The 16,824-nt window shown below is 44.5% G+C and carries 14 protein-coding genes; 4 read left to right on the top strand and 10 right to left on the bottom strand.

The genetic code is table 11. The features are described from left to right. Nucleotides 1-36 precede the first annotated feature (36 nt). From G633_RS19970 to G633_RS0111850, 10 genes are all read right to left on the bottom strand, one after another. Entirely contained in the window at nucleotides 37-588 is a 552-nt protein-coding gene (locus G633_RS19970; protein ID WP_026520044.1) for a DUF6465 family protein, read from the bottom strand. A 128-nt stretch (nucleotides 589-716) separates the two neighbouring features. Further along, nucleotides 717-1,364 (bottom strand): phosphatase PAP2 family protein, encoded by a 648-nt coding sequence (locus G633_RS0111890; RefSeq protein ID WP_026520043.1) that lies wholly within the window; start codon nucleotides 1,362-1,364, stop codon nucleotides 717-719. A 21-nt stretch (nucleotides 1,365-1,385) separates the two neighbouring features. After that, entirely contained in the window at nucleotides 1,386-2,576 is a 1,191-nt protein-coding gene (locus G633_RS0111885) for a pyridoxal phosphate-dependent aminotransferase (protein WP_026520042.1), read from the bottom strand. A 126-nt stretch (nucleotides 2,577-2,702) separates the two neighbouring features. Next, entirely contained in the window at nucleotides 2,703-3,548 is an 846-nt protein-coding gene (locus G633_RS0111880) for a hypothetical protein (RefSeq protein ID WP_026520041.1), read from the bottom strand. Between the two features lie 166 nt (nucleotides 3,549-3,714). Beyond that, nucleotides 3,715-3,885 (bottom strand): hypothetical protein, encoded by a 171-nt coding sequence (locus G633_RS19965; RefSeq protein ID WP_155834953.1) that lies wholly within the window; start codon nucleotides 3,883-3,885, stop codon nucleotides 3,715-3,717. Between the two features lie 284 nt (nucleotides 3,886-4,169). After that, on the bottom strand, nucleotides 4,170-7,727 hold the full coding sequence (gene mfd / locus G633_RS0111870) for a transcription-repair coupling factor (protein ID WP_026520040.1): 3,558 nt from the start codon (nucleotides 7,725-7,727) through the stop codon (nucleotides 4,170-4,172). Beyond that, nucleotides 7,724-8,353, bottom strand: coding sequence for an aminoacyl-tRNA hydrolase (gene pth / locus G633_RS0111865; RefSeq protein ID WP_304412525.1), 630 nt, complete (start codon nucleotides 8,351-8,353; stop codon nucleotides 7,724-7,726). Before pth ends, mfd begins: the two co-directional genes overlap by 4 nt. 83 nt (nucleotides 8,354-8,436) lie before the next feature. After that, nucleotides 8,437-8,730 (bottom strand): septation regulator SpoVG, encoded by a 294-nt coding sequence (gene spoVG, locus G633_RS0111860; RefSeq protein WP_022768026.1) that lies wholly within the window; start codon nucleotides 8,728-8,730, stop codon nucleotides 8,437-8,439. A 42-nt stretch (nucleotides 8,731-8,772) separates the two neighbouring features. Further along, nucleotides 8,773-9,891, bottom strand: a complete 1,119-nt coding sequence (gene glgD / locus G633_RS0111855) for a glucose-1-phosphate adenylyltransferase subunit GlgD (RefSeq protein WP_026520038.1) — start codon at nucleotides 9,889-9,891, stop codon at nucleotides 8,773-8,775. Nucleotides 9,892-9,893: 2 nt separating this feature from the next. Then, nucleotides 9,894-11,162 carry a glucose-1-phosphate adenylyltransferase gene (locus G633_RS0111850; protein ID WP_022768024.1) on the bottom strand — a complete coding sequence of 423 codons (1,269 nt, stop codon included), beginning with the start codon at nucleotides 11,160-11,162 and terminating at the stop codon, nucleotides 9,894-9,896. Between the two features lie 212 nt (nucleotides 11,163-11,374). Here G633_RS0111850 and murC point away from each other — a divergent pair, with 212 nt between their 5' ends. The 4 genes from murC to G633_RS0111830 all read left to right on the top strand — a co-directional run bounded on the left by murC (nucleotide 11,375) and on the right by G633_RS0111830 (nucleotide 16,804). After that, the gene (murC, locus tag G633_RS0111845) at nucleotides 11,375-12,769 is read left to right on the top strand and encodes a UDP-N-acetylmuramate--L-alanine ligase (RefSeq protein WP_026520037.1); all 1,395 of its coding nucleotides are present in this window, start codon (nucleotides 11,375-11,377) and stop codon (nucleotides 12,767-12,769) included. A gap of 369 nt (nucleotides 12,770-13,138) precedes the next feature. After that, nucleotides 13,139-14,155: a DnaD domain protein gene (locus G633_RS0111840; RefSeq protein WP_242838863.1), complete on the top strand. Its 1,017-nt coding sequence runs from the start codon at nucleotides 13,139-13,141 to the stop codon at nucleotides 14,153-14,155. Between the two features lie 451 nt (nucleotides 14,156-14,606). Further along, nucleotides 14,607-15,590 carry an ATP-binding protein gene (locus tag G633_RS0111835; RefSeq protein WP_026520035.1) on the top strand — a complete coding sequence of 328 codons (984 nt, stop codon included), beginning with the start codon at nucleotides 14,607-14,609 and terminating at the stop codon, nucleotides 15,588-15,590. Continuing rightward, nucleotides 15,590-16,804, top strand: coding sequence for a ribose-phosphate pyrophosphokinase (locus tag G633_RS0111830; RefSeq protein ID WP_026520034.1), 1,215 nt, complete (start codon nucleotides 15,590-15,592; stop codon nucleotides 16,802-16,804). The genes G633_RS0111835 and G633_RS0111830 overlap by 1 nt, the downstream gene beginning before the upstream one ends. Nucleotides 16,805-16,824: the final 20 nt, after the last annotated feature.

Below are 16,824 nucleotides of genomic sequence, written 5' to 3'. Positions count from 1 at the left end.
GTCTGCTGTCTGTAGTCTCATTATATAAGAGAATGATCAAAGATCGATTCTGCCCTGTACCTTGTCATCAACAACGTAGTAAGCTGCATTCTCTTCAGGCTTTACATAAACGCTGAGCTTCTTCATAGCGTCTACATCTCCGCCCATATCGTACTTGTAGTTGTTCTTAGCGTTTGTAACGATTGTATCGTATGTAACGCTTCTGTCACCATACTGAAGAACGATGTTAGTCTTAACTTCTGTTGTAGCTGCTGCCTTCTTAGCTGCAAGCTTCTTAGCTGCTGTAGCTTTCTTAGCAGGAGCTGCCTTCTTAGCAGGTGCTGCCTTCTTAGGTTCAGCCTTCTTGGTTGTAGTAGCTTTCTTAGCTGCAGGCTTCTTAGCCTCAGTCTTCTCAGCTGCCTTCTTAGGCTCAGCCTTCTTTGCAGGTGCTGCCTTCTTAGCAGGAGCTGCCTTCTTTGCAGGTGCCTTCTTCTCTTCTGCCTTTGCAGGAGCTGCCTTAACTTCTGCTGCCTTAACTTCTGCAGCTACAGGTGTCTTGATTGTTGCAACAGGCTTCTCAGCTGCATCAGTCTTCTTGATCTCTGCCATTTTTACATTTCCTCCTCAAAATCATTGTCTGATTTGTTGTAGCTCGTTAAAACAATAAAGCGATTACGAAATAGAGTTTACACTCATTATTTTGCCTTGTCAACGCATTTTCAAAGTTTTAAGGACTTTTAATCCTTGATATATGCGGCATAAACAGAAACCAGTGTCAGGGAAAACAGTATTCCCGCGAGTATGTCGGTGGCCCAATGCACTCCGGCCAGCATTCTTGCGCATACTCCGACTACCATCAGCACCGCAGCAGCAACAGTCAGTATTCTGACATAGCTCTTTTCGGAAAAGAGTCTTTTCCATGCGATTATGGCACTTCCGAAGACGCTGCAGATAATCAGTACGTGGCTTGAAGGGTACGAGGTCTCAAGCTCAGTCTCTCCGGGCGGAATGATCGGTCTGTAGTTGATCGGGATCTTACCGAAAGCAACATAGATGATCGCAACCACCAGATACAGCATTCCAAGTCCAAGTATGGTCTTTCCGACTTTGGAAATACTCTTTGTCTGTACAAGTTTTACAACGCCCATAAAAGCGAAGAATGCAACTACCAGAAACGCCAGCACCATCACCAGATCAGATATTTTGTCAAACATTTCGTTATATCCCAGAAGATTTGCAACAGCTCCGTTCAATGAAGAAAAACCAACGGATGTGCCTTCCGGACCTATGGCCGCTCTGTCCACAAATGCTGTGAGAAACGAGAAGATCACAGTGATCAGCAAAAGACATATCGGCTTTGTCGATGTATTTTTCTCAAACTTCAATTTAAACATCCCCTTTCGGCATTACTTGCCATATTCCTCTTTAACGAATTTCTTAAGGGCAACCATTGCTCTCTCAACCTTTTCGGTATCGATGCAGTAAGCCATTCTGAAGAACCCGGGTGCTCCGAAACCGTCAGCCGGAACAAATACCAGATCGTACTTTAAAGCTTTTTTACAAAATGCTACTGAATCCTCCTCCAGTGCCTTGGGCATTATATAGAAGGTTCCGCCGGGCTTAACTACTGTAAAGCCAAGCTCAACCAGTGTGTCGTAGATGATGTTCATGTTGGTCTCATAAACTGAGAGATCCGCTGTAAGTGAACATACCTTGGCAACAGCCTGCTGAATAATAGAAGGAGGACAGTTGTGTCCTGTGCCTCTTGAAATCTGTCCGCACATGGGAACGATGATATCAGCACCCTCGCAGGCAGGATTTACAGCCACGTAACCGATTCGCTCTCCGGGAAGTGAGAGTGACTTGGAGAATGAATAACAGCTTAAGGTGTGATCGTAGAACTTTGAAACATAAGGTGAATCTGCACCCTTGAACACGATCTCTCTGTAAGGCTCGTCTGAGAGAAGGAAAATGTTGTGACCATACTCTTTTGACTTCTCTCTTAAGATATCAGCAAGTCTCTGAAGTGTAGCAGTTGAATATGCAATACCTGACGGATTGTTAGGTGTGTTTACAAGAACTGCTGCCACGTTCTCATTTATCATCTCCAAGAACTTATCGAAGTTGATCTGAAAAGAGCTTGTATCCGCCGGAACTACACTAAGCTTACAGCCGGCGCCTGTGATGTATGGACCGTACTCAGGGAAGTATGGTGCAAAAGCGATCATCTCATCGCCGGGCTTAGTCACTGCTCTTACTGCATGCGCAACAGCACCTGCTGCTCCGGTTGTAGGGAAGATGTGCTCCGGACCATAATTCATTCCGAATCTCTCATTCAAAGATTTTGCTATCTCTTCTTTATATAGAGGGTTTCCAAGGCTTGGTGTATAGCCATGAAGTGTCATGGTATCCTCTTCCTGAAGGAGCCTTATCATCTCATCCGTAAACTCCTTGGGAACTTCCACACTCGGATTTCCCAGACTGAAATCAAATACATTCTCGTATCCTACTTCTTTTCCCCTGGCAGTTGCATACTCTGAAAGCTCTCTTATTACCGACTTGGCACCGAGCATGCTCTTGTATTGTTCGTTAATCATAGCCGTTCCTCCTAAATATATATATGGCTGTTCGTATATCTATGCCGTGATATTTGTATGATTATAGCATAATACCTGTTTGATTATATCATATTGTTTAGCAGTTTACATTATTAAAGTATTCGCCTATTTAAGGAGGAGTTCTTCGATGGCACACTTGTAGTTTGCAAAGTTAAAAGTATGCTCGTCGTCTTCAAATGTCATAATAAAGTTTTTCCCTTGGATGATCCCTGCATTTTCATAGTTCCTGATTTTCCAGAAGAACTCTTTATCACGATAATCAGGGCTATCCATTATTCCAAAATGTTCAATATAAACAAGCTTGCGACGTCTGACATTAAGACATGTGAAGTCAGGATATATTATGGACGATGGAGATTCCACCATCGCATGGTAGGCATCCCCCTCTGAAGTTCCGGGAATCTTTACAGGAGCTTCATATTTATATGGTATGCCAAGCATTTTAAGATTGTCTGCAATAATAACTTCAGATTTAGAGCGAACCCACTCACCATTTGCAGTTTTCTGATCTTTCTTCTCCGGATATTTAGGGTTCGGTTCATAAGGAATTTCCAGCCATCTTTTTGCAAACTCGGTATCTTCGATTAAATATGGCTTTATAAGACGCTGTCTTATCTCAGTCTGCCTGCCATAAATCTCCTTCGCTTGATTAGTCTCATATTCATGAATAATTGAATCAATAAGATCAAGCTTTGGGTTCAGTGATTTAATAAATCTATCTGCATAGGTCTTTTGCGCTAACGCTTGTGCAATATCTATCCTGTCTTTATGTATATAGCAGCCAAGACGATCTTCTTTTGATGCTCTGTGATAAAACTCCGGATGATCCCCTTTTCTTGCAACTCTAAGACATCCTTCCGGCGCACGCTCTTTGTCCTGTATTGCAGATTGAAGCAATTTCTCCAGGCGTTGTTTCTCTTCCTGAAGGTAATCGATTATAATGTCTTTCATTCTTCTCCTATCTTTATTGCTATTTAGATTTGATGTTTTGCTTTTCTGTTATATCTCTTCCGGAAAATATGCGCATTGAAATCCGAGAACCGGTACGCACTTCTCTTAGAATGTATTAGATAATTGTGGATTATAATGAATTATAGTAACAACTGTCAAGATGCTTCTATTTCAATGGATATTTTCGCTGTATCCATAACATACTTCCAGCCATGTTTTCCACTGCATTTCCGATATTTGCTTCTTTGCATAGGGCCATGAGTAGGCTAAATTCCTCGCTCATCCTCTGCAAATTATGATTTTTGCATTTTGCAGTGGAGAATTTTGTCTTTTCCATCTGCGCTTTTCCACTGCAATAACTGATTTATTAAAAATGCAGTGGAACAAACCTTCAATTTCTTCTAAATTCCTCCACTGCAATAACTGAAAAATCAAAAATGCAGTGGAGCTTGTCTACTATTCCTTCAAATTATCTCCACTGCAATACTTAGATAATTAAAAATGCAGTGGAGCATGCCATCAATTACCCCAGCATTTCTCCACTGCATTTATAGTTTTAATACAATTGCGTAGGAAATTCTTCCTACCCACGTCGCATTACACATCGCACTATTCACCACATCACGCCCGCAGCTCTCCAAGCTTCTCAATAAGCGTCTCGGCATCTTCAAGAAGTTGCTTCTCGGCCTTGGTTGGGTTTGTATCCTTCTTGTACTTGTAGACAAATACAGGAATGCCGGTGCTGTGGAAAGCCATATTCCCCTTGTAGGAGGCGATAAAGCCCGGGATCTTGCCGGGATCTATCTTGGCGCTGGGGCTGATCTTGATCTCGATGCTGCCGTTTCCGCCCTTTACTTCCATGATGTAGAGCTCGTGTGCCCTTGCACGCAAAAGAGATATACGAAGAAGGTTAAGTGCTGTCTCGGGAACTTCTCCGAATCTGTCTATGAGCTCGTCCTTCATCTCATCACATTCTGTCTGATTCTCTATGCTTGCGATCCTCTTGTAGATCTCAAGCTTCTGATCCTCGTTTAAGATATAGTTGTCAGGAATAAAGGCACTGACATCAAGGTCAATACTTGTTCCGGGCATATCCAGGACTTCCTCGGTATCCTCGCCCTTTCTGATCTTGACCGCTTCACCGAGCATCTTGCAGTAGAGATCGTATCCTACTGCTGCCATGTGTCCGCTCTGCTTTTTGCCAAGGAGATTTCCTGCACCTCTGATCTCAAGGTCCCTCATGGCGATCTTGAATCCGCTGCCCAGGTCGGTAAACTCCTTGATGGCTGCAAGTCTCTTTTCCGCAACTTCCTTGAGCATCTTGTCTCTCTTATACATAAGGAAGGCATAGGCTGTCTTGTTGGATCTGCCGACACGGCCCCTTAACTGATAGAGCTGGGAAAGTCCCATCTTATCCGAGTCATGGATGATCATGGTGTTAACGTTAGGGATATCAAGTCCTGTCTCAATAATAGTAGTAGAGACAAGAACATCTATGGTTCCGTCGATGAAGTCGTACATGATTCTCTCAAGCTCCGACTCCTTCATCTGGCCATGGGCAAAGGCAACATTGGCTTCAGGCACAAGCTTCTGAATTCTGGCAGCTGTGTCAGCTATGGTGTTGACTCTGTTGTAAACATAGTAAACCTGTCCGTTTCTCGAAAGCTCTCTGACAATGGCCTCTCTGACCAGCTCGTCGTTGTACTCCATAACGTAGGTCTGGATCGGAAGTCTGTCGTTGGGCGCTTCCTCAAGAACGCTCATGTCTCTGATGCCAACCAGTGACATGTGAAGAGTTCTTGGGATAGGAGTTGCTGTCAGCGTCAGAACGTCAACATTCTCCTTCATGGTCTTTATCTTTTCCTTGTGGGTTACGCCAAAGCGCTGTTCCTCATCAACAATCAGAAGACCAAGGTCCTTGTATTCAATATCCTTAGACAAGAGCCTATGGGTTCCGATGACAACGTCAACAAGGCCTTTCTTAAGATCTGTAACTGTCTTCTTCTGCTCGGCCGGTGTCCTGAATCTGGACATGAGATCAACCCTCACCGGGAATGCACGCATTCTCTCGGAGAAGGTGTTGTAGTGCTGCTGAGCAAGGATGGTTGTGGGAACCAAAACCGCCACCTGCTTGCCGTCCTGTACCGCCTTGAAAGCCGCGCGGATAGCCACCTCTGTCTTTCCAAAGCCAACGTCTCCGCAGACAAGTCTGTCCATGATACGGCTTGATTCCATATCTTTCTTGGTATCGTCGATGGCAGTGAGCTGATCCTCCGTCTCCTGATAAGGGAAGGCGTCCTCAAACTCCTGCTGCCATACTGTGTCTTTTCCGAACTCAAAGCCCACAGCCTGCTGCCTCTTGGCATAGAGCTCCACAAGGTCCTGAGCCACCTCTTCAACTGCAGCTCTGACCTTATTCTTGGTATGGCTCCAGTCGCCGCTTCCAAGCTTGTTGAGCCTTGGCTTGTGAGCGTTTTCATCATCGCCTCCGGATGCGTACTTCTGAATAACAGAAAGACCTGTAGCCAGAACATAGAGATTTCCGCCACCGCCGTATTCGATCTTGATGTAATCCTTGACCACATGGTCGGTCTCAATCTTCTCGATACCTCTGTAGATACCAAGACCGTGATCCTCGTGAACTACGTAATCACCTATCTTAAGGTCAGCAAAGTCGGAGATCTTCTCGCCACTGTACTGGCTCTTTTTCTTTTTCTTCTTCCTTGTGTGCTCGGTGAAGATATCACTCTCCGCAATGACTGCGAACTTGATGTCAGGATACTCAAAGCCCTTCATTATCCTGCCGTAATAGGTCATGATCTCGCCGGGCTGCAAGACCCTACCCGGATCCTCGCTGTAAAAGGCGCTGACAAGGTTGTCACGAAGGTCCTCAACTATTCTCTTTGCCCTTGTTCTTGAGCCGGAGAGAATGAGAACCTTGTAGCCTCGCTTTGCGTAATTCTTAAGGTCACTGACCAGAGAATCGAAGCTGTTGTTGTAGGCTGCGATACTTCTTGCCTTAATGTCCCAGCTCTTTTCCGGGGAAAAGAGATTTAGAGAAGCCGGCATTGAAAGAGCAGACACCAGGACTCTCCTGCCGTTACCCATTCTTGCTATGCAGTTGTCTATGGGGTAAAGAATGTCCATCTGTCCCGGAAGCACATATCCCTTTTCTGCTCTGTGGGTCATGCTCTCACGGAACTCTGCTTCAACAGCCATGGCGTGTTCCTGTACGCGCTGTGGCTCGTCGATAAAGATACAGCTCCTACCCTTGGGGAACATCTCCTGGATGGTGACTGTATCTTCATAGAAATATCTGATATAGCTCTCGAGATTGACTGCTGCCTTTAGTTCAAAGAGCTGCTCCTTGAGCTCCTCAGTCTGCTTCTTAAGCTGATGGGCTTCTGCAGTCTTAAACTCATCTCTTAAAGCCTTTACGACTTTATCTGTATCTTCCTGAATCTTCTCAAAGCCCTTTTCAAGCTCCTCATCCTCAAGGATGATCTCGGAGGCCGGGTAGATATCCACGGACTCCAGCTTTTCAAGGGATCTCTGGGAGAGAATGTCAAAGCTTCTTATGGAGTCGATCTCATCGCCCCAGAGCTCGATTCTGAAAGGATTTTCCTCTGTCAGGTCAAAGACATCCACGATATCTCCGCGGATTGAGAACTCACCGGGAGCTTCTACCTGATAGTTTCTGGTATAGCCCATGGTGACAAGCTTTTTGCCGATCTCAACAACGTCTATCGCGCTGTGTCTGTCCAGGGAAAGAATGTGATTCTTGATGACTTCGGGCTTAATCTGCGGAGTCATCAGGGCAGCAAAAGTAGTGACCACCGTTACGGGTCTTCCCTCGATGAGCCTTCTCATGCACCTGATCCTCTGCCTTGCGATCTCGTTGCTGTGAACGTCGGCCTGGTAGAAGATCAGATCCTTGGCGGGATATACTGTGACATTTCTGTCGTAAAACTTGTAGTCCTCATAGATCTCTTTTGCCCGAAGGTCAGAGTAGGTCACGATGATCCTGTACTTGAAATCAGCGCCAAGTCCGTCGATGAAGTGGAGCTTCTGCGAGTCAACGCAGCCTGTTACCTCAGCGCAGGCGAAGGGCTTTTCAAGATACTCATTTATTTCATTAAATTCCTTCAGCTCAGAAAGGGGTGTGGTGATTGCTCTCATTTAACTTTTCCGTTGAATTTGTTCATGGCGCTGTCGGTGCCTTCTTCTATGATGCAGGCGACAGCTTCGGCTGCTCTTTCAATACTTTCCTTAATAAGAGTGGCATCTTCTCCCTCAAAGTGTCCCAGGACCCAGTCCACCATATCCCACTGTTTGGGCTTCTTGCCAACTCCGATGCGGACTCTTGAGAATTCGTCATGTCCAAGCTGGGCTATGATATTCTTAAGTCCGTTGTGTCCTCCGGCGCTTCCCTTGGGGCGAACTCTGAGGTTCCCCACATCAAGCTCAACGTCATCGGAGATCACTATAAGATTTGTCTTTGAATCTATTTTGAAATAATTACAGATAGGAGCCACTGCCTCACCACTGAGGTTCATGTAAGTCAGGGGCTTAACGAGGATAACTCTCTCGTTTCCTATTCTGCCCTTACCGTAGGCTGCCTTAAACTTGGTCTCTGTAAGACCTATGTTATATTTATCGGACAGGTAGTCAATGGTAGCAAAGCCCACGTTGTGCCTGGTTCCGAAATATTTTTTCTCCGGGTTTCCAAGTCCCACTATAACGAACATATTGCCGTCTTCCTCTTTATTCTTCCCTGAAAATAATGCCTTTAAAAATTCAAACATCCCATCCCCCAGCATAAATCAGGGGACCTAGTAATCTAAGTCCCCTGTTATTATACCCATTATTCACTTTAAGCTATTGTCTGTCAAGCCTCTGCAGGCGCTTCCTCGCCCTCCGGCTCCTCAAGAGATGCCTTGTCGTAAGCCTCAAGAATCTGGCTCTGAAGTACGCCTCTCATGTCTGAGTTGATGGGATGCGCGATGTCACGATACTCTCCATCAGCTGATTTCTTGCTGGGCATTGCAATAAAGAGTCCTCTCTCGCCCTCGATCACTTTGATGTCGTGTACAACGAACTCGTTGTCAAAAGTAACCGAAACCACTGCACGCATCTTGCCCTGCTTTGTAACCTTTCTAACACGAATATCTGTAATCTTCATAGTGTAACCCCCTCTTGATTACAACTCTGTTGCCGAATAACCTTAGATTACGTACCTCTCGTTATTCTCTACGACTACCTTTATTCCATTTTCTTCTTTATAATATGAGTTTGCCTGTATTGTGCCGTGGCTCTCTACAATGCAATTCTCAATATGTGAGTTGTCTCCGATGTATACATCATTCAGGATGATTGAATTCTTGATGTAACAGTTGTTTCCGATGAAGGCGCCCTTGAAGATTACTGAATCCTCAATGGTTCCGTTTATGATACAACCGCTGGAGATAAGGCCGTTCTTAACGTTTACCCCTACGTTATACTTAGCCGGCGGAAGGTCGGAAACCTTGGTGTAGATACCCGGATACTCACGGAAGAAGTACTGACGGATCTCAGGCTTTAAGAAGTCCATGTTGGTCCTGTAGTAATCTTCTACGGAAGCGATGTTGCTCCAGTAATCCTTGATCTTGTATCCGTATATTCTCTTCATATCCTTGTATCTTACAAGGATGTCTCTAACAAAGTCGTATCTCTCTTCCTCTTCAGCTCTCTCAATGAGCTCGATGAGCTGTCTTCTTCTGATGACGTAGATACCACAGGAGATGGTGTTGGATCTTGATACAACGGGCTTCTCCTCGAACTCCTCGATACGGCTCTCCTCGTTCATACGAACGGTTCCGAATCTCTCAGTGTCGATTGTTGCCGGCATATCCTTGCATACAACTGTGATGTCAGCCTGCTTCTGAATGTGGTACTCAAGAAGCTTGCCGTAGTCCATCTTATATACGTAGTCTCCTGAAGTAATAACCACATACGGCTCGTGGCAGCTTCTAAGGAAATCAAGATTCTGTGCAATCGCATCTGCTGTACCTCTGTACCAGAGATTACCTGATGCCTTAACTGCGGGAGTGAATACGTAAAGTCCTCCCTGCTTACGTCCGAAGTCCCACCACTTTGATGAACTTAAGTGTGTGTTAAGACTTCCTGCATTGTACTGTGTAAATACGGCTACTGTCTGGATGTGAGAGTTGGTCATGTTGCTGAGTGCAAAGTCGATACTTCTGTAAAAACCAGCCACCGGCATTGCGCAAACCGCTCTTCTCTTGGACAGTTCCTGCATCCTGCTACTGCTGCCGCCTGCTAAAATAATACCAATCGCCCTCATACTTAATCACCTGCCTTATCTAATGTTCTTCCGCTGTCCAGGACTCCGTCCACGTAGTCGTCAGCAGTTGTAACTCCGGAGATCATAGTGTTCTTACCAACCTTTACACCGTCTGGTATAACTGATCTCTCTCCGATAGTGCAGAGACCTTCACAATAAATTCCGGGCTTTGTCTCATTCTCTTTTTCCTCGAAGGTTCCCAGTATAACGCCGTTTCCAATCTGTGCCCTCTCAGCAATGATAGCTTTCTCAATGCTGCAGTTCTCACCGATCTGAGTCTCGTTCATGATGATGGAATGGCTGACAACCGTTCCCTTACCAATCTTGACGCCGGGTCCTATAACTGAGTTGTAAACCTTACCTTCTATATCGCAGCCTTCGCCGACAATACTTCTCTCAATGGCACTCTCCGGGCCAAGGTACTGTGGGGGCTGAACTCCGCTTGATGTGTAGATCTTCCAATACTCTTCATAGAGATTGAACTCAGGCACGATGTCGATGAGCTCCATATTGGCTTCCCAGTAAGATGTAAGAGTTCCTACATCCTTCCAGTATCCGTCGAACTCATAAGCAAATAATGACTGTCCCTGTTCCTTGCAGTAAGGAATGATATGTTTACCAAAGTCCAGTCCTGCCTGATCTTTATTCTTGATAAGCGCATCCCTGAGGGCCTTCCATGAGAAGATGTAGATACCCATCGAAGCAAGATTGCTGCGTGGATGCTCAGGCTTCTCCTCGAAGTCCACAATACGCTTGTTCTCGTCTGTTATCATGATACCGAATCTGCTGGCCTCTTCCATAGGAACAGGCATAACAGCAATGGTAACGTCAGCACCGCTTGACTTATGGAAATCAAGCATTGTCTCGTAGTCCATCTTATAAATATGGTCACCGGAAAGAATCAGGACATAGTCCGGGTTATAGTTTTCCATGTACTCCATATTCTGATAGATTGCGTTTGCAGTTCCTGTGTACCACTCACTGTTCGCACTCTTTTCATACGGAGGAAGAACTGTAACTCCACCGAAGTTACGGTCCAGATCCCACGGTATTCCAATTCCGATATGGGAATTAAGTCTGAGCGGACGATACTGTGTCAGAACGCCGACAGTGTCCACTCCCGAATTGATGCAGTTACTGAGCGGAAAGTCGATGATTCGATATTTTCCCCCAAATGAAACTGCAGGCTTTGCCATCTTAGATGTCAGAACGCCCAGTCTGCTACCTTGCCCACCTGCTAAAAGCATGGCGATCATTTCTTTTTTTATCATGCTCCACCTCGTTGCTAAAAGATCTTTGTGACTCACCAAATTGCCTTTTTTTCTATATTTTAGTATAGCACAAGAATGCCGTAAAAAAACACGAAAAAGTCTAAATATGATATATAATTAACGTAAACGTTTTCGAATTTTCTGATTTTTGACTTTGCATGAATAAGTGCTAGAATAAAGTAGTTTCTTATTTAATAAAGAAGAGGAAAACTATGTATAAAATTGATTTCAAAAATCCTGAACATATCTATTTTATCGGTATCGGTGGAATCTCAATGAGCGGTCTTGCACAGATCCTTGTGGAGGAAGGCTTTAAGATTTCAGGTTCCGATATGAAAGAGTCCGCTATGACAAGAGCTCTTGAGGACAAGGGCATCCGAATCTTCTACGGACAAAAGGCCGAGAACATCACATCTCTCGGAACCATAAACGCCGTTGTTTACACAGCAGCTGTTCGTCCCGACAATCCGGAATTCGTAGCTGCCAAGAACGCCGGCATTCCAATGCTTACAAGAGCAGAGCTCCTCGGACAGATCATGAAAGAGTATGATCTTCCCGTGGCTGTATCAGGAACTCATGGCAAGACTACAACAACTTCAATGCTTTCCAAGATCCTTTTGGAGGCAGAGACAGATCCCACCCTCTCAATCGGCGGAATCTTCAGTGACATAGGCGGAAACATCCGCGTTGGTAAGTCCGAGTACTTCGTAACCGAAGCCTGCGAATACACCAACAGCTTCCTTAGCTTCTTCCCCAAGATCAGCATCATTTCAAACATCGACGCCGATCATCTGGATTTCTTTAAAGACCTTGATGACATCAGACACTCTTTCAGAAAGTTTGCCGAGCTCCTTCCAGAGGACGGAACTCTTGTTATCAACGGCGAGATCGACAACGTTGAAGAGATCACAGGCGGCCTTAAATGCGACATCATAACTTACGGCTCAACCGATTCCTTCGACTACTACCCGACAGATATTACCTATGACGATCACGGTAATCCATCCTTCACAGCTCATCTTCCGGGAGGAAAAGAGCTTGCGATCTCCCTTTCTGTTCCGGGAATCCACAACGTTTACAACGCACTTTCAGCAATCGCTGTTGCAAACATTCTAAATATAGAAAAAAGCAAAATTGTGTCTGCGCTGGATGCATTTCACGGAACCGGCAGACGATTTGAATACAAGGGTGAGATCGGCGGAGTTACCATAATCGATGACTACGCTCACCATCCAACAGAGATCCGTGCCACATTAACTGCTGCACAGAATTACCCTCACAGCAAGATCTGGTGCGTATTCCAGCCACATACCTACACCAGGACCAAAGCTCTTATGAACGAATTTGCCGAGGCACTTTCACTGGCAGATCATGTCATCCTTGCCGACATTTATGCAGCAAGAGAAAAAGACAACCTTGGAATAAGCTCACGTACTCTCAGGGACAAGATCGTTGAACTCGGCCACGAATGCAATTATTTCCCCACTACGGAAAACTTTAATGAGATAGAAAAATTTCTTTTGCAAAATTGCACTAAGGGAGATTTGTTGATAACCATGGGAGCGGGAGATGTTGTAAAAATCGGCGATGAGCTCCTTGGAAGGTAAAACTTATCCACATTTCCACCCGGAATTATATTTTATGTAAACTTAATTCGGTGGATAAAGGTCTGGTCTAGAAACCCTATGCCAGACCTTTTTAATTAGATTTGTAATAAATAATCCACGTTATCCACATTGTCCACAAAACTTCTTCAAATTAGAAACCATTGATGTTTACTGGATTTCTTCGTCACTTTTTCCATATCATTTTAAAAATCCCCATGCTATAATCTGAATTGTTCCGAAGAACCAAACAATTCTTTTTCGGATATTTTATGAAGTAGGTGATGAAAGTTTATGATGGGGCGTGTGACGATCAGTTCTAATTGTGGGGAGGATTCTACTTATGTTTCCAACATCTTTATTGACGAATATATGCAGGACGCAAACGATGCGCAGATTAAGATCTACCTCTTTTTACTGCGTATGATGAGTGCGAATTTACCTACCAGTGTTGAAGCTCTGGCAGATAAATTCAACCATACGGAATCGGATGTGATCCGTGCACTTAAATATTGGGAGAAAAAGGGACTTATCAGTCTCGAATACGACACCTCCCAGAACCTTACCGGAATTCATATGGAAGATATCGTAGCTCAGCAGCACAGACGCTACGGCAGAAGAAGGGGCGACAGTGTTCAGAATCAGGCAGCAGCACAGGTTGTAGCACCTGCTGCTCCTGCTCCTGCTCCGGCACCGGCTAAGACCGCTAAGGCAGCTACTACAGATGTATCCAATCTTCTGTTCATTGCAGAGCAGTATTTCGGAAGGACACTTACAAGCACTGAGATGCAGACCATCTGCTACATTCACGATGATCTGGCTTTCTCAGACGACCTTTTGGACTATCTGATGCAGTATTGCGTCGATAATCATAAGAAAGATTTCAGGTACATGGAGAAGGTGGCCATTAACTGGAATCAGCAAGGCATCAAAACGCCAAAACAGGCCCGCGCGGAAATCTTTAAACATGACAGCGACTTCATCGCTATCATGAAGGCACTCGGTATGGAAAACTCACCTACTGAGAAGGAGACAAACTTCATTCTCAAGTGGCGTGGGGAGTTGGGATTTTCGATGGATATTATCCTGGAAGCCTGCGACCGCACTGTTATGGCGACACAAAAAGGACGTCTTAAATATTGCGACGCCATTTTACGCAGCTGGCACGAGAAAAAGGTTAAAACAAGGGAGGATATTGCCAAGCTTGATGCCAACTTTACCGCAGATCTTGCCAAGAAGAGATCTAAGGCTTCCATATCATCCATCGATACCAAACTTCGTCTAAGCGAATCATCTATTCGTTCAGGCGTATCCCAGAATCGCTTTAATCAGTTCCAGCAAAACACTTATGATTTTGCCGAGCTCGAGAAAAAGCTTCTGGACAACTAAAGCTCCGACAGATTGGGGAATCAGGTCGGACGACGGTTCATAAGCTCGGCCCTGTACCTTGGCCCGGCGGTGGCACTTAGCCTTCCCTGGAGCACGTACAGGGCCATACTTATGTGTCAGGCATGAATAGTCTACGTTATTGGAAAAATACGGTCTGAGCAGTGTACTATATACTCTTTTCTCGGCAAACCGGGCGACTCCGATGAGCCCAGGGCATCAATATCTGCGTGCATTGGCACTTGATATTGATTGGTCTCATCTCCGTGGTTTGAAATCGAAAAGAGTATATAGTACACTGCTCCGACCTTACACATCGAATAAGAGTGATACATTTCAGATATATGTTGCATGTTGATTGAGTACATTCAGATATATTGAGTGTTGATTGAGTAGGGTTCAAAGGTATTTCGAATATAAAATAGATACATATCAAATTATGAGGAGTTAGTGTATGGCGTTAACTAATGCGCAGTATGATGCGATAATGCATGAGTATGAGGAGAGAAGGTATCTTCATAGACAGGAACAGGAGGAAAGGCTTCAGAGTGTTTATGAGGCTGTTCCCGGGTATAAGGAGCTGGATGATGAGACGGCTACTGCTTCTGCGGATTTTGGCAGAAGAATGCTTTCTGGAGAGAAGCTTGATAGAAGCGATCTCAGAAGACAGCTTGATGAGATTGCAAGACAAAAGCAGATTTTGCTCAGAGAGGCTGGTTACTCTCCTGATTTCCTGGATATGGGTTATACATGCCCTGACTGTAAGGACACAGGATATGTAGGCAATGAGAAGTGCCATTGCTTCAAGCAGAAGATCATTGATACTCTCTATGATAAATCCAACCTGAGAATGCTTGTAAAGAAGGCAAATTTCAGGAATATGAAGGATTCTTATTATCAGGGAGAGGATCTGGTTAAATTTCTGGGGGCGAAAAAAACTGCTGAAGAATTTGTGAATAATTTTGGCACCGACTACCAAAATTTATTTATTTATGGTACAGTTGGTACGGGTAAAAGCTTCTTGTCCATTTGTGTGGCAGACGAAGTACTTAAAAAAGGCTATTCTGTAATATACTTCAGTTCAATCGGACTGTTTGAGATGATCGCAGAAAACACCTTTGATTACAAGGCCAAGGATGAACTCAGAGCCCTTTATGATGATATCTATAACTGCGAACTACTGGTTATAGACGATCTTGGTTCCGAGAGGATTACTAACCTGGTTACTTCAGAGCTCTTTGCACTTTTGAACGAGAGGGATAATCGCAAAAAATCAACTATAATTACATCTAATTTATCGCTAGAGGGATTACAACAAGCCTATCAGGATCGAATTTTTTCGAGGGTCACAAGCAATTTCAAATTGCTTAAATTATCAGGTCCTGACATTCGAAACCAAAAGAAGATTGCCCAAAAAGAAAGCGAGGATTTTCACTAATGCCAAGAAAAGAGGAGAAGCGTAATCTGGAGACCATTCCTGTAGGTTCCCTTGGAATGATACCCCTAAAAGGTACAAGGCCACTTGCAGAGAAGGTTGATTACTATCTCGTTAAGTGGAGAGCAGAAAGAGAGAATGAGCACAAAGGCAGCCTGGCATTTACCGGCTATGAGCGTCCTTCCTACATTCTTGAAGCTGAGATTCCCAGATTTGGAACCGGTGAGGCTAAGGGTGTTATCAAGACATCCGTACGTGGAGATGACCTGTATCTCCTGGTAGATGTATGTAACTATAACGAAACATACAAGTTATTCGGACAGGAAAATCACATGTCCCCTGATGATCACTATCAGGATCTTAAGAGAATCATTGCTGCCGTAGGTGGTAAGGCAAGAAGAATTACAGTTATCATGCCTTTCCTTTACGAGTCAAGACAGCACAAGAGAAGTTCAAGAGAGTCACTTGACTGTGCTATCGCACTTCAGGAACTTGTAAACATGGGTGTTGATAACATTATCACCTTTGATGCACATGATGCCCGTGTTCAGAATGCTATTCCTTTAAATGGTTTTGAAACTGTAAGAACAACATATCAGTTCATCAAGGCTCTGCTCAGAAGCGAGTGGGATCTCAAGATTGACTCCGAACACATGATGGTAATAAGCCCGGATGAAGGTGGTATGAGTCGTGCAATTTATCTTGCCAGCGTCCTCGGTCTTGATGTTGGTATGTTCTATAAAAGACGTGACTACACTCAGGTTGTTGACGGAAGAAATCCTATCGTTTCTCACGAATTCCTGGGTACCAGCGTAGAAGGTAAGTCAGTTATCATCGTCGATGACATGATCTCCTCCGGCGAGAGCATGCTGGATGTAGCAAGAGCCCTCAAGGACAGAAAGGCTTCAAGAATCTATGCATTCTCAACCTTCGGTCTGTTCACCTCAGGTCTTGATGCATTTGACAAGGCTCACGAGGAAGGCCTTATCGACAAGGTATTTACAACAAACCTCATCTATCAGTCACCTGAGCTTCTTTCTAGAGACTGGTATGTAAGCTGTGATATGAGTAAGTACATCGCATACCTCATTGATACACTTAACCATGACGCTTCAATCAGCGATCTTCTTAATCCTGTTGAGCGTATCAACAACATCATTGAGAGATATAACAGCGGAGAACTTATCGCTTCCATGAAAGCTGAAAAAGCTCAATAATAAAGTCAAAAGAAAAGCCT

Source organism: Butyrivibrio sp. FCS006, assembly GCF_000424525.1.
Taxonomy (GTDB): domain Bacteria; phylum Bacillota; class Clostridia; order Lachnospirales; family Lachnospiraceae; genus Butyrivibrio.
This window is presented reverse-complemented; position numbering and strand designations above follow the sequence as displayed.

Coding starts and splice junctions, on each gene's coding strand:
- G633_RS19970 (WP_026520044.1), bottom strand. CDS start 588: ATGGCAGAGATCAAGAAGACTGATGCAGCTGAGAAGCCTGTTGCAACA.
- G633_RS0111885 (WP_026520042.1), bottom strand. CDS start 2,576: ATGATTAACGAACAATACAAGAGCATGCTCGGTGCCAAGTCGGTAATA.
- G633_RS0111880 (WP_026520041.1), bottom strand. CDS start 3,548: ATGAAAGACATTATAATCGATTACCTTCAGGAAGAGAAACAACGCCTG.
- G633_RS19965 (WP_155834953.1), bottom strand. CDS start 3,885: ATGGAAAAGACAAAATTCTCCACTGCAAAATGCAAAAATCATAATTTG.
- mfd (WP_026520040.1), bottom strand. CDS start 7,727: ATGAGAGCAATCACCACACCCCTTTCTGAGCTGAAGGAATTTAATGAA.
- pth (WP_304412525.1), bottom strand. CDS start 8,353: ATGTTTGAATTTTTAAAGGCATTATTTTCAGGGAAGAATAAAGAGGAA.
- spoVG (WP_022768026.1), bottom strand. CDS start 8,730: ATGAAGATTACAGATATTCGTGTTAGAAAGGTTACAAAGCAGGGCAAG.
- glgD (WP_026520038.1), bottom strand. CDS start 9,891: ATGAGGGCGATTGGTATTATTTTAGCAGGCGGCAGCAGTAGCAGGATG.
- G633_RS0111850 (WP_022768024.1), bottom strand. CDS start 11,162: ATGATAAAAAAAGAAATGATCGCCATGCTTTTAGCAGGTGGGCAAGGT.
- murC (WP_026520037.1), top strand. CDS start 11,375: ATGTATAAAATTGATTTCAAAAATCCTGAACATATCTATTTTATCGGT.
- G633_RS0111840 (WP_242838863.1), top strand. CDS start 13,139: ATGCAGGACGCAAACGATGCGCAGATTAAGATCTACCTCTTTTTACTG.
- G633_RS0111835 (WP_026520035.1), top strand. CDS start 14,607: ATGGCGTTAACTAATGCGCAGTATGATGCGATAATGCATGAGTATGAG.
- G633_RS0111830 (WP_026520034.1), top strand. CDS start 15,590: ATGCCAAGAAAAGAGGAGAAGCGTAATCTGGAGACCATTCCTGTAGGT.